This is a genomic window from Microbulbifer harenosus, from assembly GCF_005771435.1.
Lineage (GTDB): Bacteria > Pseudomonadota > Gammaproteobacteria > Pseudomonadales > Cellvibrionaceae > Microbulbifer > Microbulbifer harenosus.
In genome coordinates, this window is the sequence record NZ_VANI01000002.1 from 199,527 (window position 1) to 222,306 (window position 22,780).

Here is a 22,780-nt window from a genome sequence, read left to right on the forward strand (position 1 = left end):
TTCGTTATTGTTGTGAAATGGAGTGATATTTTTCGATATATTGCTGTGCCACCTGCGCGGCCTCTTCCGGTGTTCTCCCCGGCTTGTACAGATCGCTGCCGATACCAAAGCCGCGGGTACCCGCGAGGAAGAATTCGCGCATGCTGTCCAGATTGACACCGCCTACCGCGAGCAGATCTATGTCACCCGGCAGTACCGCTTTCAGGTTTTTTACATAGCCAGGGCCGAGGTTGACCGCGGGAAACAGTTTCAGGTATCGGGCACCGGCGGCAATCGCCGAGAAGGCTTCGGTGGGGGTCTGGATACCGGGCATACTCACCATCTTGAGTGCGATGGTGCGGCGGATCACGTCCTGATCGCAGTTGGGGGAGACAATCAACCTGGCCCCGGTCTCGGCCACGGCTTCGACCTGCGCCGTCGCGGTTACCGTGCCGGCGCCACAGCAGGCCCGGTCTCCGAAATGTTCAACCAGCCTGGCGATACTCTCAAGCGGGCGCGGGGAGTTGAGCGGCACTTCGATATAGTGGAAGCCGGCTTGATAAATGGCGTCCGCTACAGGAATCACTTCTTCCGGTGTAATGCCTCTCAGAATGGCCACCAGCGGCAGTATTTTTTTCTCGCTCATCGGTTGTTGTCCTTATGGTTTTCTTTTCCCGTCTATGCGGGAGCGGTTTGTCGGGGGGCGAGCTGGCGTGCAAAAAAAGCGAGACCCGCGAGCGCCAGGGACTCCCCGTCGTGGCAGTGGCACTCTATTTCCATACTTTGCAGCGCCTGGCGGTACAGCCGGGTAATCCGCTCCGAACCGATCAGCTGCACTGCAGGGGGATGATTTTCTCCGGCGACGGCGTGGCGGATCTCGCTGCCGATCAACAACCCGGATAGATAGGCTGCGCTGTGTTGCGGATGCAGTTTGTTGTCCAGTACGCGGGTGCGCGCGCTGAACAACTGCTGCAGCAGGGCGCCACTGCTTGTTGAGTCACTGCGGCTGGCTTCTACACCGGCAAGGAATGCGGTGTCGTCGAATTGCTGTTCGCCCTGCACCAGCACACTGTGTTCACTCAGCAGTGCATAGAGCTCGCCGGTCATGGCGGTGGTAAATGCGTGTATCTGGCCATCGCGGATTTGTACCCACTTTGCGTGGGTGCCCGGCAGGCACAACAGGCTTCGCTGTTTCTGCGCTGCATCTGCTTGCTGCAACCAGCCGATGATCTGGGTTTCCTCACCGCGCATGACTTCCAGCTCGCCGGTTGCGCCGCGCGCGCAGACGCCGGGCACGATGTGCATCCGGGGGGACTCGTCCTGAGTTGCGGAAATTGACGCCATCTGGTCTGCCAGCGTGGCCGGGTCCAGCGGGCACTGCGCATAGGGCACAGCCCGCAGGCCGATATTGGAGCCGATCATGCCGCACAGAATGACGGGATAGGCACGCGCCGCATCGGGCAGCCGGGCGATTTCCGCCTGTAAAAAGGGCAGCAGGCCGTCGCGGCCGAGGCGGGAGACGCCGTTGGCGGAATCCGACTGCGCCACCAGCGTACCCCGTTCGTCAAGCGCCCGCAGGCGGAAGCTGCTGGTGCCCCAGTCGATGGCGATAAACCCCTGCCTGACGCCCGCGGTGATGTCGGTATTGACCGCAGACATCAGTGGGATTCCCGCGAGACTTCGTCACCGGAACCGCCCACCAGGAAATCCAGGTCTGCGCCCTGGTCCGCCTGCAGCACCGTGTCGACATACAGTTTGGCGTAGCCGCGGTGATAGGTGGGAGCCGGTTTGTTGGCGTGCCACACTTCGAGGCGCGCCTGCAGTTCATCGTCGGAAATTTTCAGGTTGAGGCTGCGGGCTTCGCCATTGAACTCAATCAGATCACCGTCGCGCACCACCGCCAGCGGGCCACCGGCGCTGGCTTCCGGGGCCACGTGCAGGATTACCGAACCGAAGGCGGTACCGCTCATGCGCGCATCAGAAATACGCAGCATGTCCTTGATGCCTTTTTCCAGCAGTTTTTTCGGCAGCGCCATGTTGCCCACTTCCGGCATGCCCGGATAGCCCTTGGGACCGCACCCCTTCAGCACCATGATGCAATGCTCGTCGATATCCAGTTCCGGCAGGTCCTTGCGCGCGTGGTAATCCTCAATGGACTCAAACACCACAGCGCGACCGGTGTGGTTCAACAGCTCGGGAGAGGCTGCGTTTGGTTTGATGATGGCACCCTGAGGGCAAAGGTTGCCGCGCAGTACCCAGATGCCGGAGTTTTCCTTCACCGGGTTGTCGATATCGCGGATCACGTCGTCGTTGTAGCACTCGGCGTGTTCGATCTGTTCGCCGAGGGAGACACCGCTGACGGTCGCTGCGCTCAGCTCCAGAAAGCCGGCGATTTTTTTCATCACCGCAGGCAGGCCGCCCGCGTAGTGGTAGTCCTCCATCAGGAAGCGCCCCGACGGCATCAGGTCTACCAGCAACGGCAGGTCGCGGCTGTAGCGGTCGAAGTCTTCCAGTTGCAGGTCGATTTCCAGGCGTCCGGCCAGCGCCAGCAGGTGCATCACGGTGTTGGTGGAACCACCCACGGCGGCGTTCACCTTGATCGCGTTGATCAGAGAGTCCTTGGTAACGATGTCTTTCATACGCACATCGTCGCGCACCAGTCGCACAATCTCGCGGCCGCTCATATGCGCCATAGCCTGGCGGCGGGCATCCACGGCGGGGATGGAGCCGTTGTAGGGCAGGCACAGGCCCATGGCCTCCACCAGGTTGGAGACGGTAGAGGCGGTGCCCATGGTCATGCACACGCCGCGGGAGCGGGACATGCCGCTTTCAGCGGCGATGAAGTCTTCCTGGCTCATTTCGCCGGCGCGCACCGCTTCGGAGAATTTCCACACGTCGGTGCCGGAGCCGATATCGCGACCGCGGAACTTGCCGTTCAGCATGGGGCCGGAGGAGACCACGATAGTGGGCAGGTTGACGCTGGCAGCACCCATCAGCTGGCCCGGGGTGGTCTTGTCGCAGCCGCCCAGAAGCACCACGCCGTCGATGGGGTTTCCGCGAATGGATTCTTCCACGTCCATCGCCAGCAGGTTGCGGAACAGCATTGCGGTGGGGCGCATCTGGGTTTCGCCGAGGCTGGTGACCGGGAACTCCAGAGGCACGCCACCGGCTTCCCAGATACCGCGCTTCACGTATTCGGCGATTTCCCGAAGGCCAGAGTTGCAGGGAGTGATTTCAGACCAGGTGTTGCAGATGCCGATAATCGGGCGGCCGTCGAAGACGTGGTCGGGGTAGCCCTGGGCTTTCATCCAGGAGCGGTGGATAAATCCGTCTTTATCCAGCTTGCCGTAGCTCAGCTGGCTGCGGCGTGGCTTTTCTGCCTTGTTATTGGGCTTGTCGCTATCGTTGCTCATTCAATTGCCATTCCTGATCGCAGGGTGAATGTCACCCTATCACTCAAAGTTGTTTTATATGATAAATATGTCTTATTTGTGAGGCAAGCCGTTTTGTGGGATTCCCTCCTGGCATTGGCAACAGGAACGCGCCCGTTCGTGGCCTCAGACGGATTACTGTATGATTTGTCATATTAAATCAAGTGGTGGGAGTATGTAATGGCAATGGATTCCGGTCGCAACCTGACCCAGCAGGTGGTGCACAGTCTGGGGATGGATATTCTGAACGGTCGCTATCCCCCGAATGCCGCCCTGCCCTCGGAGGCGGAACTGTCGGAGATGTTCGGGGTTTCCCGCAGTGCTACCCGCGAGGCGGTAAAAATGCTCGCGGCCAAGGGCCTGCTCTCCTCCCGTCCCCGCCAGGGCATTCGCATTCTGCCGGAGAGTGAGTGGAACCTGTTTGATACCGATGTGCTGCACTGGCTGTTGGCGAGCCGCCCGAACCTGTTGTTGTTGCGGGATTTCATTCAGATGCGTATTTCCATTGAACCGGAAGCGGCGGCGTTGGCGGCGCAGCTGGGGGATGAGGAGCGGATCGCGGGGATCGGTGCGGCACTGGAGCGGATGAGGCTGGCGGAGCAGGGAATGGAAGACCCGCTGGAGGCGGATATCGCGTTTCACACGGCAATTCTGTCGGCCAGCGGAAATCGCTTCCTGACCCAGTTGCGCGCCTTCTGTGCCACCGCGCTGCGGTTCAGCATTCGCCATACCAACCAGATCAAGGGCGTAACGGCGGCGGATGTGAGCGATCACCAGGCCATCTATGTTGCCATCCGCGAAGGGCAGAGCGAAAAGGCGCGAGTGATGATGCGCGATATGCTGGAAGAGGCGCTGTCGCTGCTGGAAGCGAAGATTACGAAAGTTGCAGCGTGATCGTTTGACGCATACAAGAGCGCCGGGTTACCCCGGCGCTATTCAGCATCACTTCAGTGGCAGTTTTACCGTCGCCGCTTCCAGCTGCGGAGCGTTGGCGGTAATGGCGATACCGTCCAGCTTCTCACCCACCCGGATCAGCGCGCTGGCTACACCGTCTTCACTGTTCAGTGCGGCCGGCGATACCAGTTCCGCATCGCCGCTAACGGAGAAGGTTACCGGGATACCGTTGGTGTGGGTGCGGTTGCCGTTTTTGTCCAGCAGGGCGGCGTGCACGAACAAAAGGTCTTTGCCGCCGGCCACCGGAGCGATGCCGGCGGTGTCGACGTTCAGCGCCAGCTGCCGAGCTTCGCCGGCGGTGGCCAGGCGATGCCTGGCAACTTCCCTGCCGCCTGCATAGGCCACGGCTTCCAGAGTGCCCGGTACAAATTCCGGCAGTTCAAAGTGAAATGGCGGGTGCCTGAGGTTGCTGAAGCGGCTGTCCGGTGTGGTGCGCGCAATGGCGTTGCCGTTCAACAGAATTTCCACTTCGTCCGCGTTGCTGAAGACATAGAAGCTGCTGCTGGAGTCCGCCTGCCAGTGGCTGGCGATATGCACCATGTAACCACCTGCCAGCGGGCCGGCAAAATCGTCGGCGTCGCGTTGGCTCTGGTAGAAGTAGTAGCTGAACTTGGGTCTGCGTTCGATGCTCATGATGCCGGAGGCTTCCAGGTCATCGGCGTAGCCGCGGTTGTAGTCGAACATCACCCAGTAGCCGTCGGCGAAGGCGGGCGTGTTGAAGTTGTCGTTGTGCGCTTCCATGATATTGAGCGCCTGCTGCTGCAAACGTTTTTCGCCGTCGCCCAGCAGCTGGCGGCTGGAGCGGTCGGACTGCATCAGGTCGCCCCAGCTGTCCTGGTTCAGGCCTGCGTTCATGGCGTAGTATTCCCAGTCCCCATACTCGGACACGATGTAGGGTTTGGTGGGCTCTTCATAGTGATCCAGGCGATGCTGGCGGGCCTGCAGGTAGATGTCGTAGCCGTAGCTCTGCCAGCCGCCGGAGTAGACATTCTCGCCGGGGAATTCCTCGTGTACCGCGGCGTGCAGACGGTCGATAAACGGCTCGGGCATCCAGGATTCATTCAGCGAGCACTCCCAGGCCAATACCGAGGGGTGGTTGCGGTCGCGGCGGATAAGATCGCGGCAGGTCTGTACCACGTGGTCCTGAAAGGCGGGATTGTCGCTGTAATACTGCCAGCCGAGCACCGCGTCCAGCAGTACCAGACCCAGCTCGTCAGCGGCACGCATAAATGCCTTGGCGTGGGGGTAGTGGGACAGGCGCACATAGTCGAAACCCGCGGCCTTGATCAGCGCCGCATCGCGGTACTGCGCCGCATCGGACAGGGCATAACCCACATAGGGGTATTCCTGATGGCGATTGACGCCGCGCAGGAACGTTTTTTCCCCGTTGATAAACAGCTCGCCATTTTCCAGACGGAACTCGCGAATACCGATGCGGGTGTGCTCTTCGTCCACCAGTGCGTCGCCCGCGTAGACACGGGTGTGCAGGTCATAGAGGTTTGGGGAAGACGGCGACCACAGCTTGGGGGCATCGACGGACAGCGTCTGTCTGTCGGTGACCGCAGCTTCTGCGCTGCTCGGGATCTGCTGCTGCGCGCTGGCGACTACTTTGTCTCCGTCCAGCAGGCGGTGCTCTATGCGCAGTGCGCCGGTGTGCTCACCGTTGCGCAGGTGGGTCTGTACCTGCACCTGCGCGGATTGTTCGGAGACCAGGGAATAGCGCACGAACAGGCCGCCGGAGGCCACTTCACCGGCGTGTACCGGGTCGCTGATATGCACTGGATTCTCTACCCGCAGCCAGGCGTTGCGGTAGAGGCCGCCGTACATATTGAAATCGAGTTTTTCCAGTGGCTTGGGACCGGTGGTTTCGTTATCGCGATTGTCCAGACGCACCAGCAGCTGATTTTTTCCGGGCTTCAGGTGATCGCTGAGATCGACAGTAAACGGCAGGTAGCCCCCCAGATGGGACGCGATTTTTTCGCCGTTCAGCCATACTTCCGCGGCGTTCATTGCCCCTTCAAAATCGATGTACACCCGTTTGCCAGCCCAGCCGCCACTGCTGTCTATGGCATCAGTGTCGATGGTGCGCCGATACCAGGCATCGCCCTGCCACTGGTCGTTGACAATACGCGGTTCGATACGCGGGGTGTGGGGCAGGGCGACCTTCTGCCAGTCTGCGGATTGCCGCACCTGTTCCTTGGTGAGTACCTCGTCGGCACGGGTGAACTCCCAGCCCTTGTTCAGACTGATCGGCTGGCCTACCCCGTGTTGCGCGGCACTGATGGTAAGGGCAGTACGATTTTGCTCCGGTTTCTGCTCCGGACCGGACTGGCCGCAGGCGGCGAGAGCGAGCGCGCTGGCGAGCAGGCCACTTTTTATGGCAAGGGATTTCATTGTTTGTCCTCGGTGTTCTTCATCGCGGATTTTTTATCGGTACCCATTTCCGCGGCAGGGGTTGCGGCGTGACGCTTGAAAAATGCCAGGGACGGCAGCGGTGCATTGTGCCTTGCCGGGTCGAACATCCCGGCATTTTCCCAGTGGGAGCCCTGGCCCCACAGGGTTTTGCACTGCGTGCTGACCCAGGCGGGCTCCCAGTAGACCACGCCGATGCCCCCGGCATTTTTTACCGTGTTGGCGAGGTCGTCCAGGTAGCGCAGTTGGCCCTCCGCCGTGGCGGGATACCCGGGCACCAGGCTGTCACTGCCGAGCACGTTTTCCGCCTGGTCGTAATTCTTCAGTGTCCAGGGATAGGAGGTTTCGACGATGATCACGTCTTTGCCGAATTTCTCCCGCAGTTCGACGATGGCCTCACCCACGGAAGACACACTGTACTCGGACCATTTGCCGTAATAGCTGAGACCGATCAGCTCGTAATCCTGTTGCAGGTATTTTTCCGCATCCGCAAACCAGTTGAGGGCATTCTCCGGCTGCGCGATGTGCAGCATACGCTGGATGTCGGTGTTGTGTTGCCGGTTGAAATCCGCCACCGCCTGCAAGCCGCGGTCCAGCAGGGCGGCGTTTCTGTGCCAGTCAATGGTTTCGTGCTGCATGGATTCCGCGGTTTGCAGAATCTCGTTATTGGTTTCGTTGCCAACCTGCACCATGTCTGGCACCAGGCCGCGGCGCTCAAGCTCGGCGAGGGAATCAAAGGTGTAGCGGTAGAGGGCGTCGCCCAGTGCCGCGGTATCGCCCACGATGTGTTCCCAGGCGGCGGGCACAATCTGCTTTTCGGGATCGGCCCAGGTGTCGGAGTAGTGGAAGTCCAGCAGTACCGGCAGGCCGGCCTGTTTGGCGCGGGCCAGCATTTTGGCGGCGTCTTCAAAGTTGGAATAGTTGGTCCATTGCGGGTTGTGCCACAGGCGTACTCTCACCAGGTTGGTGCCGGCATCCGCAAAGATCTGTACCGGGTCGCGGGCTTCGCCGTTGACCAGAAAGCGGGCGCCGCAATCTTCCATTTCATTGACGTAGGAGAGGTCCGCGCCGGCGTAAAACAGAGGGGCTTCCGCTGCAACGGTGGAACTGGTGGGGGTGGAGTTAATCGTGGGGGTGGATTGGCATCCGGCCAGCGCTGCGGCGAGGCCGAGCAAAAAAATCTGATTTCGCATGGGATTCCAGTCAGAAACTCAGTAGGCATCGGCGAGATGGAAAGGACCGGGCGGCGGGGCGCCCGGTCCAGTGACGAAGAGTCCAGCAACCGGAAACTTACAGTTTCCAGTTGAAGCCGACGCTGAAGCGGCGGCCAAATTCTTCGTACTTGTTGATGTGATACGGGTTGTTGGATTCCAGTCCGTACACCTCGTAGGGCTCGTCCGTGAGGTTCTGTACCTGGAATAGCAGTTTCAGGTTCTCCGTCGCCTCGTACGACATGCTGAGATCCACATATCCCTCGTCGGCGTTGACCCCTTCCTCGCCGGAGACGCGGTTGATGTCCCGCTGGAATTCACTGCGGTAGTTGTAGGAAACGCGGGTTTCAAAGCCGTTCATGTAGTACCACAGGGTGGCGGTGCCCACGTGTTCAGACAGTCCGGTGAGGCCGAACGGTGTGGCATTCAGCGGGGTGCCCTGCTTGATGTTGGATTCGGTAAAGGCGTAGTTCGCGTAAATACCGAGGCCACTGAGGTAACCGGGCAGGAAGGTGAGGGGCTGCTGGTACATCAACTCGTAACCACGGATATAGCCGCCACTGCCGTTGACCGGCAGCGACACGCTGTATTCGGTGCCTTCGTATTCCACGGTTTCGGCGCCCGCTTCGCGAGAAATGAACGATTCCATGTCCTTGTAGAACAGGGTGGCGGCGACGCTGCTGTTCTCCGCGAAGTACCACTCGTAGCTGAGGTCCGTCTGATTGGCGCGGAAGGGCTCAAGGTAGGGGTTGCCGGAGCCGGACTCTCCGGGGTTGGCGCCCCACTGGTCCTGTCCCAGATCCAGCGCCGGGCTCAGCCAGTCCAGCGGTGCGCGGGCGATGGTCTTCGCCACCGCGAGGCGTACCTGGCTGTCTTCGGTTACGCCAAAATTGAGGTTCAGGCTGGGCAGTACATCGGTGTAGCGGTTGTCGGTGCTGACCGCGATGGCTTCTGCGGGAATCTCGGCCCAGCTACCGTCGGCGTTTTCAACCCATACGGCCGGGGTGATCTGGTGGCTGCTGGTGGCGGTGTCGGTGCGCGCCCAGCGGACACCCACGTTACCGGTGACCGGGATGCCGGCGATGGCAGTGTCGAGATTCAGTTGTACAAACGCCGCGGTGATGTCTTCGTTCACCTCCCAGCTGCCCATCAGATCGTTGTGATCGCCCGGTGTGGGGTTTGTGAGGCCGTTGAAGTAATCGGCAATCACCGTTTCGCGGTCGAGCGCCAGGTATTCCGGCAGATCGCTCCAGTAGTCCTCGCCGGCGGCATCAATCACCAGGTCGGAGGTAATCGTGTTGCCGTCCACGGCGAATTGCTCCCAGCGCTGGGCGTCGACGCTCTTTTCCCGCTGCGATACGCGGGTGCCAAAAGACACCGAGGAGAAAATACCGTCGCTGAACAGGTAATCCGCGTTCAGGGCGACTGCGCTGATGGTGTCGGAACCGGATGCCAGCGGGCGCACTTCGATATTATCGATGACATTCTGGTTGAGATCGGTGAGGCTGACACCCGGGTCGAGCACAAAGGTCATGCGGTTGTCGCCGGTCGCACCGAAGGTGGCGTACATGTCTTCGCTGGTATTGACGGTGCGCAGAGAGGCCCAGCGGCGGTCGCGATCGGCGGAAGAGTAGGAGAGGTCGGCACCGAATACCCAGGACTCGGTATTCCACTCCAGCGCCAGGCCGTGGCTCTGGAGGGAATCTTTCTGGGTAAACTCTTCGTTCAGGTTGCGCAGGGAACTCAGGCCCACGCGACCGCTGAGCAGGTCGACAGTGCCGGCGTCCGAGTTGGCGTACTGGCTGTCGATACTTTTGATGATATCCCACTGGCGTGCGTACGCCGGGTCTATCTCGAAGTCGAAGCCGCGTTGGGTCTCGTCGATCTCCAGACGGGAATAGAAAAAGTCGTAGCTCAGGCTGAAGGCGTCGCTCGGCTCCCAGGCGACCACCGCCATGGTGCCGAGGCGCTTGTCGCTGCCGCCGCGCACCAGTGCAGAACCACCCCACGGGGCGTTGACGTTCTTGCCCTCTTCGTCATTCCACTGCGTGTTGTGCCAGGTGTCGCCGTAGTTCCAGAGCTCCGCGCGTTGGGTGCCGATCGGCTGCTCCTGGCCGGAGATACCGATGGCTACCCCCAGAGTGTCGTCGGCGAACTTGTCGATAAAGGCGACACTGTAGCGGGTGCCAATACCACTGTTGATGGCGTCGTCAATGCCGCTCGCCAGTTCTTGTTGCGAGCCGCGAAAATTGATCGAAACCACGCGCTCATCGTAGTCCAGGGGCGCCACCGTTTTCAGGTTGACGGTGCCGGATACGCCGCCCTCGGTGAGGCTGGCGGTGGGGGATTTGTATACCTGTGCGGCGTTGATCAGCTCTGACGGGAACTGGTCGTAGCGGATATTGCGGTCTTCTTCGACGGTGGCAACCTCGCGGCCGTTCAGGGTGGTAAGGCCGAGCTGGCCGCCCATGCCGCGGATGGAAATCTGGCTGCCGTTGCCGCGGTCGCGGTCCTGTGCCAGGCCCGGCAGGCGCGCCAGTGTCTCGGTAATGGAGACGTCCGGCAGCTGGCCGATGTCTTCGGCGGAGATCGCTTCAACAATACTGTTGGCGTCGCGCTTCTGGTTCAGTGCTGACTGCAGGCTCTTCTGGTAGGTGCCGGTAACAACGATCTCTTCCAGTACTGCGTCACTGTCCTCCTGCGCCACGGTGATGGAGGTGGTGAGTCCCAGTGCCAGCATCAAGGCGGCCTGGCTGACGGCGGACTGAGGGTGGTGGATCTTTATCATTGTCGCTCTCATCCTTATGGTGTTCTGTCGGTCTATTTTTGTGACTTCGCTTCGTACAAAACGTCAATTCTCGTGTACTGCTGGTCAAATATATATGATAAATACTATCAAAAGCAACGAGGTTGTCCCGTCCTATTTGTCTTAATAATAATATAAATCGACTTGCAGGCGGGGATTCAGTATCTTTGGCCCTGGCAACCAGAGCCCGAATGTTTAAACCCGACCGAAAATAAGAGAGGTGATGAGTTATGTCCCATGACGATCTGCAAATGGATGATTTCGACCAGGTGTTTGCCAGTGGTGAGCTGGAGAAAATTACCCCTTACTGGGACCTTGAAGGCAAGCGGGTGTTTATTACCGGCGGCGGCTCGGGTATTGGCGCCTATCTCACCGCGGCGTTTGCTCTGCAGGGCGCGCGGGTGAGCTTTGTTTCCCTGCGCGATGCGCCAGCGGCGCAGTTATGCGCTCAGATTGAGGCCAAGACCGGCCAGCGCCCTCATTACAGCCTCTGTGATATTCGCGACCTCGCTGCGCTTGAACAGGCGATGGCGGATGCGGTGGCGGCAATGGGCGGGCTCGACGTATTGGTGAACAACGCCGCCCGCGACACGCGCCACTCAATCGACAGCCTGACACCGGAACAGTGGGACGACTCCCTCAATACCAACCTGCGCCCGCAGTTTTTCGCCATGCAGTGGGCGGCGCGGGCGATGGAGAAATCCGGCGCTGGCAGTATCGTCAACCTGGGGTCCAACTCGGCCAACCTGGCGCTGGCTGGTTATCCCGCCTATGTCACCGCGAAAACCGCCATTGTCGGCCTGACCCGCGCGGCGGCGCGGGAACTGGGTGAAAAGGGTATTCGCGTCAATGCATTGATCCCCGGCTGGATCATGACCGAGCGTCAGAAACGTCTGTGGGTTACTGAAGAGGCGTTGCAGGAGTGCCTGGCGGAACAGAGCCTGAAGTTCCCGATCCAGGGCGAAGATCTGGTGGAGTCGGCATTGTTTCTCGCCTCCCGCGCGTCGCGCGCGATTACCGGCCAGCAACTGATTGTGGATGGCGGTCGTGTCTGAAATCGCAACCGGTATGCAGGGAAAGGTAGAGCTGGAGCTGGTCAACATTCTGCCAGTGGCGAACCAGTTGGGTGAATGCCCGCTGTGGCACCCCGAGCGCCAGCAGCTGTACTGGACGGATATTCTCGGCTGCAGGCTTTACCGCTATACCCCGACCACGGATGCGCTCGAGGTGTTCGATACCGAAGAGCGGCTGGCATCTTTCGGGTTTATCCGGGGCAGCGACTGGCTCATCTGCGGCTTCGCCAGCGGCATCGCGCGCTACCAGCCGCAAAGCGGCGAAGTGGAATGGCTGTACCGCCTGCCGGACCAGCGCGAGCTGCGCCTCAATGATGGTCGGGTAGATCCGCAGGGTCGGTTCTGGGTGGGGGCGATGATTGAAAACGGCGACCATGTTGCGCGGTCCGGTTTTCCCGAGGCACACCTGTACTGCTGTGACCCTGATGGCCGGGTCACCGAGCACTTGGGGGATATCCGCATCAGCAACAGCCTGAGTTGGTCGTCCGCAGGGGATAGGCTGTACTTCGCAGACTCACCCCGCCATGAAATCTATTCATATGAATTTGACGCCGTGAGCGGGCAATTGGGGGAGAAAATCCTATTTGCGCGGACACCGGCCGGGGTTCACCCGGATGGCTCTACGGTAGATGCCGAAGGTCACCTGTGGAATGCGCATTGGGGGGCTTCGCAGCTGGTGCGTTATGGCGCCGACGGAGCGATATCCGAGACCTTCCCGTTACCGGCGAGCCAGCCTACCTGCTGCGCGTTCGGCGGAGCCGACTTCGATACGCTGTTTGTGACCAGCGCCTGCTGTGGGCTCGACGATACGCAACTGGTGCGAGAGCCGGAAGCGGGAAATCTGCTGATCTACCGTGTGCATAACGCGCGCGGTAGAGCCGAAGCCCTGTTTGCCTCATAGCGCGATTCGGCTGCCCACAGGGCGGTGCCGGCCTCCTCGGGAGGAGGCACGGCGTCTTTCCGGCGTTGGCTTCCGTGCCTGGCACCGTCCGATTTATTTGAGCAGGCGCTGCAACAGTAAGGCGGTAGAGCCGTCCCAGTCGTCTGGAATCTCTCCGGCAATGGCGGAGTGCACCGCAGTACCCAGCACCTTGCCCAGCTCCACACCCCACTGATCAAACGGATTGATGTCCAGCAGCATGCCGAAGGTAAACACCTTGTGCTCATACAGGGCCAGCAGACTGCCCAAGTGGAACGGATCGAGCTTCTCGACAATCAGCGTATTGCTTGGGCGATTGCCGGGAATCACCTTGTGTGGCGCCAGCTGATGCACTTCTTTGTGCGTGTGGCCTGAGTCCTCCAGTTCTTTGCGTGCCTCCGCCAGCGACTTGCCGCGCAGCAGTGCCTGGCTCTGGCTCAGGCAGCAGGCCAGCAGCCACTGATGCTGTTCCTCCAATTCGGAAGTAGGCTGTTTGATCGCTACAAAATCCGCAGGAATCATGTCGGTGCCCTGATGCAGCAGCTGGTGGAAGGAGTGTTGGCCATTGCTGCCTTCCGCCCCCCAAATCACTGCGCCGGCGGCGTAGGGCAGGGGCTGACCTTCGCGCGTTACGCTCTTACCCAGGCTCTCCATATCCAGTTGCTGCAGCCATGCGGGGAACTTGGCCAGACGCTGCGCGTAAGGCAGGACGGCAAGGCTGCCGGCGCCCCAGCACTGCCGGTACCAGAAGTGGATCAGCGCCATCAGCACCGGAAGATTCTGCGCGAACGCCGCTTCCGCAAAGTGGCGGTCCATGGCGTTGGCGCCTTTCAGCAGATCGCTGTATACCTCGAAACTGCAGGCCAGAGCGATGGGCAGTCCAATGGCTGACCACAGCGAGTAGCGGCCACCAACCCAGTCCCACATGGGGAAAATATTCTGCGCGGCGATACCGAAGTCCTGCGCCGCCACGATATTGCTGCTCACGGCAACGAAATGCTTCTCCAGATCGGACTCCGCACAGCCCGCATCAAGCACCCACTGGCGTGCGGAAAGCGCATTTTGGCGGGTTTCGAGCGTGGAGAAAGACTTTGAGGCGACGATGAACAGCGTTTCATCCGCCGGCAGGGCCGCGATGGTATCGCTGAGGTCGGCTCCATCGACATTCGCGACAAAATGCACGGTGAGATCTTGGTTGTGCCAGGGGCGCAGGGCTTCGCACACCATGCGCGGGCCGAGGTCGGAGCCGCCGATACCGATGTTCACCACATGGCGGATGCGCTTGCCGGTGAATCCGGTCCAGGCGCCGCTGTGCACCTGTTCAACAAAGCTGGCCATCTGCGCGCGGCAATCCGCCACGGCCTGCTCGTGCTCAGTTTTGGGTTCACCCTGAAAGCGCAGCGCGGTGTGCAGGGCGGGGCGGTGTTCGGTGTTGTTGATGTTGGTACCGGAGAGCAGGGCACCAATACGCTCTTTCAATCCGGCGGTGTCAGCGTAGGCCAGCAGCTGCTGCAGGGTCTCCGCATTCAACAGATTCTTGCTGTAATCCAGATAGAGTCCGGCCGCCTCGGCGCTGAAGGCCTGCGCGCGATCCGGGTCGGACGCGAACAGATCTCGCAGAGACCAGCGCTGCTGGTCCTTGTGCTGTTGCAATTGGGCGATGGCGGCGGACAGGGGGAGAGCATCCATGGTCAATAATTCTTCGTTAAAGGGAATAATCGTGAGAAAGGCGCAAATATTAGCGACAAATGTGCGGTGCGGCCAGTTTGCCGTAAAGACGCATGGATGAGAAGAAGGCGCATGGAGGGGGAGCGCTCAATCGCGCGGTCGCGGAATACCGCGGTGCACGCTGGTGGCGCGGATACCATGGATGATTTAAAGCGCAGGGCTTTGGCGGTTCAGTTTGAGCGGTGAAGTGGGCGGAGATAGGTTGTGCCCGTCGGATCGTCTGCCTGATGCATTTGGACGGACCACAACTGGGCGGGGGTGGAAATGCAAAATGCCGCTCCGAGAAGCGGCATTTGCATGTTCCTGTATGTTGGTGGTTACTTGACCACCTTCATGCAACGAACGTTGTCGGATGCCATCCAGCAATCCGCGTCCGCAGGACAGGCCATTGAAGTCGGAATCTGTTCAGAGCCCGGAGGGCAGGCGGCCGGCATCGGAGCCGGTGCACAGCAACCTGCGAGAACCAGTGCACAAATAATTCCGGTTAAGTACTTGGCTGGAGTGAAATTCATCCCCTAACTCCTTTCCGTTGATGTTAGTCAATAGCATAGACAATAAAACGTCACCTGTTTGGTGTGCTTTGTAAAAATCTTTTCTACAAACATACCGCCCAATGGAGTGTAATAGGCGCGCGGTAAAAATAGCCGCCACCGTTGAATTCAGGATAAAACAGCTGCCAGTTTGTCGTATCAGTAGGCGATAAACAGCGGGTTATTCCGCCAAATCGCACTGTCAATCATTGCGGGGCGCGGAAGGTTTTTTTTGAGTAAAGCGAAAATTTTTTTATTTTTTTGCGTTGCGCTAAATTCCCGCGGGAATTCGCGTCAGATATTCGGCATCGCTCGTTCCGAGTGGCGACCATTTCGGCAGATGAATTGCGCGTATATTTTTTCTGCGCACGCCAGATAAGGATGGTAGACAGTCAGGCCGGGAGATTGCCAGTGCACGGACCTTCCGGAAAGTATTAACCCGGCAATATTTTATTCTCGGGTTAATGCTTTCCGGAGGGTTGTAGAAACGCACCGAACGCGCGGGCGACGGACTCCGGACGCTCCGGGTTGCGCAGTATGCCCAGCAACACGTTGCGCACCGGCGGCAGAAACAGCAGATCTGTCAGCAACAGATTGAAGGTTTGCTGCGGCTGGTTGGTGCTCAGCCTTTCAAGCCAGGTGCTGGCGAGTTCCGGCTGTTGCAGATCATCTATGCAGCGGCTGCCGACCGCTGCCAGCACGTCGCCGTGCGCGCCCGCATCACCCAGTAGCAGCCGCAACAGGAACTGTTGGCGCATACCCGAGGCGACGCTGTGGGACAGTCCCCGCACTACCGCGGTAACCAGGGTGAAATCTGGGGTGTTGCTCGCCAGCGATTGCTCTGCGCGTTGGATCAGCGGCTCGGCGATCTGGTGGTCGATCGCTTCACTTTCCAGGCATTGGCAAAGGGAGATCAATGCCGGGGTGGCGAAGCGCGGGAGCGTTTTCACCAGTTGCGCCTTTTCCTCTTCCCAGCGCACGGCGAGGTCGGCAAGCCCCTGAAGGGCCAGCTGTTCCCAGGGAAAAGAAGCTGGATCTTTGGCGTAGGCTCGCGCGGCCGGGAAGTGGTCGCTGGCTTCCCGGCCGAGCAGACGAGCGGATTTTGCGTGGAACACCGCGCGCTTTTCCGCCGGGGGAGCAAACATCAGACCGCTGTCGTCCAATGAGCGCTGGAGATTTTTGTGCAGATCGCCCGCTTGATTGCTGTAGAGCGCCTGCTGCAATTGCTTGAGGAAGCGATCGCGAACCGGCAGCAGGAGTTTTCCCTGTTCGTCCAGTGGCAGGCGAAGAAACCATACTACTGGTGCGCCGGCATCTTCCTGCCCGCTCTCGGCGTTATTCCCTTTCGGCCACAGCAGTAATCCACACCAGGCCTGCCGCAGGTAGGGGTATGGCCAGGGCGCGATGCCCGCCTCAAAGTCTTCCGCGTTTTTTTTACCGATGAGTCGCACTCTGCGACCCATATCGAACCAGCGCAGGTTGAAATCCGCGGCGGCGATCAGCTCGCTCAACGAGGTGGGCAGTGGGTTTGAAGACGAATTCGGCATCAGCTGTGGACTTCTTCGGCGAGCGGTAGCGTATTCTCTTTGCCAAGCGGCATTTGCTTGAAGTGCAACCAACCATAGGCAATGGCCAGCAGCGGACAAAGAATATTGAACAGTGCGAAGGGTGCATAGGTGAAGGTGGCGACACCCAGAGTGGCACTCATATACGCGCCGCAGGTATTCCACGGTATCAGCACCGAGGTGATGGTGCCGGAGTCCTCAAGCGTGCGGGACAGGTTCAAGCGATGCAGTCCTTTGTCGGTGAAGGCATCGCGAAACATGCGTCCGGGAATGATGATGGCCATGTACTGGTCGCCTGCGGCGGCGTTCATGCCAAAGCAGGTAAGCACCGTGGAGGTGATGAGCCCGCCTACGGTTTTTACGCCGGACAGCGCCCAGTTGACGATGCATTCGAGGAAGCCGGCGCGCTCCATCACGCCGCCAAAGGCCATGGCGGAAATAATCAGCCAGATGGTATTGAGCATGCTGCTCATGCCACCCTTTGACAACAGCGAGGCAACGGCCTCATTGCTGGACGTGGATTTGTAGCCATCGAACAGACTGTGCCATGCGCCTTTCAGCAGGCTCAGGGCGCCTTCGCCACCTGCCAGCTGGCGGGTGGCGTTGGGCTCGAAAACTATTGCAATCATGCAGCCCACCAAGGCGCCAATGATCAGCGTGGGGTACGCCGGAATTTTGCGCCACGCCATAAACAGCAGCAGCGCCAGTGGCAGCAGGCTGACGATGGAAATGCTGAATTCCTCCCGCAGCGCATTCAGCAGCAACTGGATATCTTGGGCGGAAGCGCTACCGGTATCGGCGCTGAGGCCGATAACCGCAAAGATAGTGATGGCCATGACAAATGCGGGGATGGTGGTCCACAGCATATGGCGGATATGCAGAAACAGGTCGTTGGAGGTCACCGCCGCGGCCACGTTGGTGGTGTCGGACAGGGGGGACATCTTGTCCCCGAAATAGGCGCCGGAAATGACCGCACCGGCGGTGATAGCCGGGTTCAGCCCCAGGGCTGCGGCAATGCCCATCAGCGCAACACCCAGCGTACCTGCGGTGGTCCAGCTGGAACCGATGCTGAGGCCGACCACGGCGCAGATGAGGCAGCTGGCGGCGTAGAACCACTGGGGTGACAACATTTGTACGCCGTAATAGATCATCGACGGTACAGTGCCAGCCAGAATCCAGCTGCCGATCAATGCGCCGACTGCCAGCAGAATCAGGATCGCACCAAACACCAGGCTCATGCCATGCAGCATGCCGCCTTCCATTTCCTTCCAGGTAAACCCATTTTTCATACCCACCAGCGCCGCGACGCCGGCGCACAGCAGCAGGGCAATCTGGTTGGGTCCGTAGGAGGAATCGGCACCGTAGAAAAATACCGACAGGGAAAGCAAGGCGATAAGGATCAGTAGGGGGGTCAATGCATCCAGCAGGCTGGGTTTGCGGTGAGACTCACTGGTTTTGCTGGAGCTGCTCGGATTCAAGGGGTTCTCCTTATCACAGACAAACAGCATCAGCTACCCGCTGCGAAACCCCGCTTGTGGCCGGGTCGCCGGGAAGTTTTCTGTTGTCTGTATCTTGTTATAGGCGCAAAACGCCCTATTCTCGGGGCGGGACCAGCATATGTCCATAGGGCCCAACCGGCGTCCGGTGTTGCCCGGTGGCTCAGTGCGCGCCGATTCCGGTGTAGCGCTGTTGTACCGCCGGGTCCGCCGCGGCACTGGCAGTTCTCTTCGGCATCCGGTATGTTCTGCGCCGGTTTTGGCCGGCCCGCCTTGTGTTACCGGGGTTGGGCCACAATAAGAACGAGCCAGAGCGCAGAATCCCGGGGGGACGCGCTGCAGTTGGCAGGTAGAAAATTTTCATGAATGCGAGAAATCTGGATCTGAGTCAATTCGATGATATCCGCCCGTACCGGGACGATGAGGTGCGGCCGGTGCTGCGGCGATTGGTCGAAGACCCCGAAATGTCCCGGGTGGTGGCGCATTTCCTGTTGCCCGGCGCCGCCAGTAAATTAGAGCGGCCGTTGGCATGGCTGGTGCGCCAGTTTGTGCGCTTTGAGTTCCGCAAGGCGAACAACCTGCGGGGGGTGCAAGAGGTGATCGCCCGCTATCTGGAAAAAGCGGTCAACCGCACCAGTTGCGGACTCACCATCTCCGGGCTGGATACACTGCCCAGGAACCGCGCCTGCCTGTTCGTCAGCAACCATCGCGATATCGCCATGGACCCGGCACTGGCCATTCTCGCCATGTTCAAGGAGGGCCACGAGACCTCGCGCATCGCCATCGGCGACAACCTGCTGTCCAAGCAGTTTGCGACGGACATGATGAAACTCAACAAGTGCTTCGTGGTGAAGCGCAGCTCCGGCAGCCGCCGCGAGAAGCTGAACGCGGCCACCACCCTTTCCCGCTACATCCATCACTCTATCGTGAATGACAACGAGCATGTGTGGATTGCCCAGCGCGCGGGCCGCGCCAAAGACGGGCTCGACCGCACTAACCCCGCGCTGGCGGCGATGTTTGCGATGGCTAAGCCGAAAGAGCAGTCGTTTGCGGATTTCTGGCGCGAGCTGCACATTGTGCCGCTGTCGATTTCCTACGAGTGGGACCCCTGCGACCGCTACAAAGCGCGCGAGCTCTATATCAAGGAGCACCAGGACGAGTATCAGAAAGAGGCCCACGAGGATCTGGGCAGCATTGGCAAAGGTGTGGTAGGCAAGAAGGGCCACATTCACGCGGCGTTCGGTACCCCGATCGAGGGCGATTTTAACGATGTCGCTGCGCTGGCGGACGAGATCGACCGCCAGATCATCGGCAACTATGTACTGCACCCGACCAATCTGATCGCCTACCAGATGATCTACGGCGTAGCGCCGGATCTGCCGGTTGGCTACCCCGCCAAACCCTGGCATCCGGACGAGCACCAGGCCATCCGCGAGCAGTTCGAGCAGCGCATGGCGGCGATTGACGAGCGCTGGCGGGACAAGGCCATTCAGGCCTATGCCAATCCGGTGGTCTCCCGATTGGCGTTTGAGCAGTAATTATTCTGAGCCTCGTTCCTTTTTCGACTTCTGAAGCTGGTCTTGTGGCGGCGAAGTGCTGGGCAGTATCTTGTTAGCGATCTTCCTTCCGGGCAATCCAGTTGGCTCAGTACTTGATGAGAAGGCAAAGTGCTGGGTATCCGTTTTCGGAAGCGTCGGCGACATGGACGTCGCCGACGCAGCGTACAGGGATGTATTCACAGCGGTTCCGAAAACGGATACCCAGTGCTTTGCCGCCACCGGACTTTCCAGGGCCAAAAGAATCCAGGTTGGCTAAACCCTGAGCAACCGTGGATAATGCGCGGCTGATTTAACCACTACTGCAGATTATTCCGTCGGTCCCCAGTGCTCAGCGAAAAAGACAAAGAATCCATCCAGAATGCCTACCGTCAGTTCCTGAACGGGCGCGAGCTCAAGGCTCGCTATGGTCAGAAGCTGATGATCGCAGCCATCGCCCGTACCCTCGGTGGCATCCAGCGCAACGGCGCCGGCGAGCGGGATCACGGCAAGACCGACGGCGAGCATATCTGCGTGGTGGAAGCGGGCACCGGCACCGGCAAGACCGTCTCTTACCTGCTCGCCGCCATCCCCATGGCCATCGCCCACGACAAAACCCTCGTGGTTTCCACCGCCACGGTGGCCCTGCAGGAACAGATCATCAACAAGGATCTGCCCGAACTTATCCGCCACTCCGGCCTCAAGTTTGAAGTGTCCCTGGCCAAGGGCCGCGGTCGCTATCTGTGCCTGTCCAAACTCGATCAGCTGCTCACCGAACTCACCTCCAGCGGCGTCGGCGCCTCTCTCGCCTTATACGAAGATGAAAAACCCCAAGTGGACGAAGTGGGGATCAAGCTTTACCGCGATATGGCCGACGAACTGGCCAGCGGCCGCTGGGATGGCGACCGCGATAACTGGAAAGACACCATCGAAGGCGATGACTGGAGCCGGGTCACCACCGACCACCGCCAGTGCAGCGGCCGTCGCTGCCCGCATGTGAGCAGCTGCAGCTTCTTCCGCGCCCGCGAGAGCCTGGGCAAGAGCCGGGTCATCGTCGCCAACCACGACCTGCTACTGGCGGACCTGGCCCTCGGTGGCGGCGCGATCCTGCCTCCACCGGAAGACACCATCTACGTGCTGGACGAAGCGCACCATCTGCCGGACAAGGCATTGAACCATTTCGCCCACCACAGCCGCGTGGGCGCCACCACCGGCTGGCTGGACCAGGCGAACAAAAACCTCGGTCAACTGCTTGGTGATATCGGTGATGGCGGGGAGCTGGAGCGCGCCGGGGAAGAGCTGCCGGCGTTGTTCACCGCCGCCAAACAGAAAATGGAGATGGCCTGGCCGCTGTTGGAAGATCTGTGCGAGTTCGAGGAAGAGCGCGGTAAGAACAGTGGTGCTTTTGCCGGCCGCAGCGCCCGCCACCGCTTTGAGGGCGGCGTGGTTCCGGAATCCCTGATGCACCTGGCGGAGCAGCTGCGGGAGGATTTCGACGAGATCGAGGGCCTGCTCAGCAAAATGGTGCAGTCCGCCCAGCGCATGATGGAAGACGCCCACAGCCCGGTGCCGATTGTCGATCTGGAGCGCTGGTATCCGGTGCTCGGCAGCTGGCACGGCCGCGCCGAGGCGAACCTGGAATTGTGGGCAAACTATTCCCGTATTGATGAGGGCGCCGTGCCCCAGGCGCGCTGGGTAACCCTGGTAGAGTGGGGCGGTTCGTTTGATTTTGAGGTGTGCAGCTCGCCAATTCTCGCCGGCAAGACCCTGGAATTCAGCCTGTGGCGCCGCTGTTACGGCGCGGTGCTGACCTCCGCGACCCTCACCGCGCTCGGGCGCTTCGACCGCCTGAAGATGCGCGCCGGTACCCCGGACAACGCCAGTTACGAAATCGTCCCCAGCCCGTTTGATTTCTCCCGCGCCGAGCTGCGGGTGCCGAAAGACGCGGTGGAGGCGAACAACGCCGACCTGCACACCGACGCGGTGATCGAGGCTCTGCCGGACCTGCTTGAGGGGCCAGGTGGCTCACTGGTGCTGTTCGCCTCCCGCCGGCAGATGGAAACCGTGTACGAATCGCTGCCCGGTACCTGGCGCAACCGCATCCTGATGCAGGGCCAGCAGTCGCGACAGCAACTGCTCGACAGTCACAAGAAGAGCGTCGACAGCGGTGGTCACAGCGTGCTGTTCGGACTCGCCAGTTTCGCCGAGGGCCTGGACCTGCCGGGGGATTATTGTCGCCATGTGGTCATCGCGAAATTACCCTTTGCGGTACCGGATGACCCTATTGAGGCAGCGTTGGCGGAGTGGATAGAGGCCAAGGGCGGTAATGCATTTATGCAGATCACGGTGCCCGACGCAGCCCTGAAACTAGTGCAGGCCTGCGGCCGGCTGCTGCGCACGGAGCGGGACAGCGGCACCATTACCCTGTTGGACCGGCGCATCGTTACCAAACGCTATGGGCGCGCCATGCTGGATTCCCTGCCGCCGTTCAGGCGCGCGATAAACTGAACCAACGTAGTTTTATAACGTAGTTTTATGAAGTCGATCTACTCCGATATTGCGACGCTGATGCTGGAACTCGAAGCTGAGCTTCGCCGACTGGATCTGTGGGAACCCGAGCCGCCCTCGGCGTCGGCGCTGGCGAGTACCGAACCCTTCTGTGTGGATACGCTGACGCTGCCGCAGTGGTTGCAGTTCGTTTTTCTACCGCGTATGAGCCAGATGGTGGAAGTGGAAACGCCACTGCCGCAGGCGTGCGGTATTGCCCCCATGGCGGAGGAATTTTTTCGTGGCAGCGATCTCAAAGTGGCGGGGCTTACCCGCAAGCTGGAAGAGATAGATGCCCGCTTGGCAAAGGGGTGATCGCTGCGACCCGGTCCCGGTTGTTTGTTGCCAACCGTCTTTGGATGCCGGGAATTGGCGCTTGAATGATTGTGACCAGTTGGTACCATCTCGTCTCGCACATTGCCGGAGACTATCCTTCACCGATTCCGGTCGGTTAGCGGCAGTTGTCCGCCAGAAATGTGCTCTGCGTCGCAGTCGCGATGCAGAGACAAAGTGGATACGGTAGTATGCGCAGTTTGCAAAAAACGGGTTCCACGGACGGCCCGGATTTCATGCCGCCAGGATAAATGCCCGATA

The 22,780-nt window shown here is 60.1% G+C and carries 15 protein-coding genes; 6 read left to right on the forward strand and 9 right to left on the reverse strand.

The window, feature by feature from the left end; all coding sequences use genetic code 11:
* Nucleotides 1–4 precede the first annotated feature (4 nt).
* From FDY93_RS01960 to FDY93_RS01970, 3 genes are read right to left on the reverse strand one after another with little or no spacing between them, the layout of a single operon-like run.
* Nucleotides 5–625, reverse strand: coding sequence for a 2-dehydro-3-deoxy-6-phosphogalactonate aldolase (locus tag FDY93_RS01960; RefSeq protein WP_138234061.1), 621 nt, complete (start codon nt 623–625; stop codon nt 5–7).
* A 32-nt stretch (nt 626–657) separates the two neighbouring features.
* Complete coding sequence (locus FDY93_RS01965; RefSeq protein WP_138234062.1) at nt 658–1,638, reverse strand: 2-dehydro-3-deoxygalactonokinase; 981 nt, start codon at nt 1,636–1,638, stop codon at nt 658–660.
* Nucleotides 1,638–3,392 (reverse strand): IlvD/Edd family dehydratase, encoded by a 1,755-nt coding sequence (locus tag FDY93_RS01970; RefSeq protein ID WP_138234063.1) that lies wholly within the window; start codon nt 3,390–3,392, stop codon nt 1,638–1,640. Before FDY93_RS01970 ends, FDY93_RS01965 begins: the two co-directional genes overlap by 1 nt.
* Nucleotides 3,393–3,590: 198 nt before the next feature.
* Between FDY93_RS01970 and FDY93_RS01975 the strand changes: the two genes are divergently transcribed.
* A complete protein-coding gene (locus FDY93_RS01975) occupies nt 3,591–4,304 on the forward strand; it encodes a FadR/GntR family transcriptional regulator (protein ID WP_138234064.1) in 714 nt (237 codons plus the stop codon).
* A gap of 48 nt (nt 4,305–4,352) precedes the next feature.
* Here the strand turns inward: FDY93_RS01975 and FDY93_RS01980 are convergent, their stop codons facing one another.
* The 3 genes from FDY93_RS01980 to FDY93_RS01990 all read right to left on the reverse strand — a co-directional run bounded on the left by FDY93_RS01980 (nt 4,353) and on the right by FDY93_RS01990 (nt 10,775).
* Nucleotides 4,353–6,758: a glycoside hydrolase family 2 TIM barrel-domain containing protein gene (locus FDY93_RS01980; RefSeq protein ID WP_138234065.1), complete on the reverse strand. Its 2,406-nt coding sequence runs from the start codon at nt 6,756–6,758 to the stop codon at nt 4,353–4,355.
* On the reverse strand, nt 6,755–7,969 hold the full coding sequence (locus tag FDY93_RS01985; protein ID WP_138234066.1) for a glycoside hydrolase family 53 protein: 1,215 nt from the start codon (nt 7,967–7,969) through the stop codon (nt 6,755–6,757). The genes FDY93_RS01980 and FDY93_RS01985 overlap by 4 nt, the downstream gene beginning before the upstream one ends.
* A 97-nt stretch (nt 7,970–8,066) precedes the next feature.
* Nucleotides 8,067–10,775: a TonB-dependent receptor gene (locus FDY93_RS01990; protein WP_138234067.1), complete on the reverse strand. Its 2,709-nt coding sequence runs from the start codon at nt 10,773–10,775 to the stop codon at nt 8,067–8,069.
* Between the two features lie 248 nt (nt 10,776–11,023).
* Here FDY93_RS01990 and FDY93_RS01995 point away from each other — a divergent pair, with 248 nt between their 5' ends.
* Together FDY93_RS01995 and FDY93_RS02000 are read left to right on the forward strand one after the other, a co-directional pair.
* Nucleotides 11,024–11,848: an SDR family NAD(P)-dependent oxidoreductase gene (locus tag FDY93_RS01995; protein WP_220446079.1), complete on the forward strand. Its 825-nt coding sequence runs from the start codon at nt 11,024–11,026 to the stop codon at nt 11,846–11,848.
* A complete protein-coding gene (locus FDY93_RS02000) occupies nt 11,841–12,767 on the forward strand; it encodes an SMP-30/gluconolactonase/LRE family protein (protein WP_171018863.1) in 927 nt (308 codons plus the stop codon). Before FDY93_RS01995 ends, FDY93_RS02000 begins: the two co-directional genes overlap by 8 nt.
* 93 nt (nt 12,768–12,860) lie before the next feature.
* Here FDY93_RS02000 and pgi read toward each other — a convergent pair whose 3' ends face one another.
* The 3 genes from pgi to nhaC form a co-directional block, all read right to left on the reverse strand.
* Nucleotides 12,861–14,474, reverse strand: coding sequence for a glucose-6-phosphate isomerase (pgi, locus tag FDY93_RS02005; protein ID WP_138234069.1), 1,614 nt, complete (start codon nt 14,472–14,474; stop codon nt 12,861–12,863).
* A gap of 1,030 nt (nt 14,475–15,504) precedes the next feature.
* On the reverse strand, nt 15,505–16,590 hold the full coding sequence (locus tag FDY93_RS02010) for a DUF3549 family protein (protein WP_246068423.1): 1,086 nt from the start codon (nt 16,588–16,590) through the stop codon (nt 15,505–15,507).
* Nucleotides 16,590–18,086 (reverse strand): Na+/H+ antiporter NhaC, encoded by a 1,497-nt coding sequence (gene nhaC, locus FDY93_RS02015; protein WP_138234070.1) that lies wholly within the window; start codon nt 18,084–18,086, stop codon nt 16,590–16,592. The genes FDY93_RS02010 and nhaC overlap by 1 nt, the downstream gene beginning before the upstream one ends.
* Before the next feature lie 380 nt (nt 18,087–18,466).
* On the opposite strand from nhaC, the gene FDY93_RS02020 reads away from it, so the two are divergent.
* The 3 genes from FDY93_RS02020 (at nt 18,467) to FDY93_RS02030 (ending at nt 22,501) form a co-directional block, all read left to right on the forward strand.
* A complete protein-coding gene (locus FDY93_RS02020) occupies nt 18,467–19,642 on the forward strand; it encodes a 1-acyl-sn-glycerol-3-phosphate acyltransferase (RefSeq protein WP_138234071.1) in 1,176 nt (391 codons plus the stop codon).
* A gap of 345 nt (nt 19,643–19,987) precedes the next feature.
* Nucleotides 19,988–22,147: an ATP-dependent DNA helicase DinG gene (gene dinG / locus FDY93_RS02025; protein ID WP_138234072.1), complete on the forward strand. Its 2,160-nt coding sequence runs from the start codon at nt 19,988–19,990 to the stop codon at nt 22,145–22,147.
* Between the two features lie 27 nt (nt 22,148–22,174).
* Complete coding sequence (locus FDY93_RS02030) at nt 22,175–22,501, forward strand: YqcC family protein (RefSeq protein ID WP_138234073.1); 327 nt, start codon at nt 22,175–22,177, stop codon at nt 22,499–22,501.
* Nucleotides 22,502–22,780: the final 279 nt, after the last annotated feature.

Bases quoted from the DNA above. Each gene is read 5' to 3' on its own strand.
- FDY93_RS01960 (WP_138234061.1), bottom strand. From the start codon at position 625: ATGAGCGAGAAAAAAATACTGCCGCTGGTGGCCATTCTGAGAGGCATT.
- FDY93_RS01965 (WP_138234062.1), bottom strand. From the start codon at position 1,638: ATGTCTGCGGTCAATACCGACATCACCGCGGGCGTCAGGCAGGGGTTT.
- FDY93_RS01970 (WP_138234063.1), bottom strand. From the start codon at position 3,392: ATGAGCAACGATAGCGACAAGCCCAATAACAAGGCAGAAAAGCCACGC.
- FDY93_RS01975 (WP_138234064.1), top strand. From the start codon at position 3,591: ATGGCAATGGATTCCGGTCGCAACCTGACCCAGCAGGTGGTGCACAGT.
- FDY93_RS01980 (WP_138234065.1), bottom strand. From the start codon at position 6,758: ATGAAATCCCTTGCCATAAAAAGTGGCCTGCTCGCCAGCGCGCTCGCT.
- FDY93_RS01985 (WP_138234066.1), bottom strand. From the start codon at position 7,969: ATGCGAAATCAGATTTTTTTGCTCGGCCTCGCCGCAGCGCTGGCCGGA.
- FDY93_RS01990 (WP_138234067.1), bottom strand. From the start codon at position 10,775: ATGATAAAGATCCACCACCCTCAGTCCGCCGTCAGCCAGGCCGCCTTG.
- FDY93_RS01995 (WP_220446079.1), top strand. From the start codon at position 11,024: ATGTCCCATGACGATCTGCAAATGGATGATTTCGACCAGGTGTTTGCC.
- pgi (WP_138234069.1), bottom strand. From the start codon at position 14,474: ATGGATGCTCTCCCCCTGTCCGCCGCCATCGCCCAATTGCAACAGCAC.
- FDY93_RS02010 (WP_246068423.1), bottom strand. From the start codon at position 16,590: ATGCCGAATTCGTCTTCAAACCCACTGCCCACCTCGTTGAGCGAGCTG.
- FDY93_RS02020 (WP_138234071.1), top strand. From the start codon at position 18,467: ATGAATGCGAGAAATCTGGATCTGAGTCAATTCGATGATATCCGCCCG.
- FDY93_RS02030 (WP_138234073.1), top strand. From the start codon at position 22,175: ATGAAGTCGATCTACTCCGATATTGCGACGCTGATGCTGGAACTCGAA.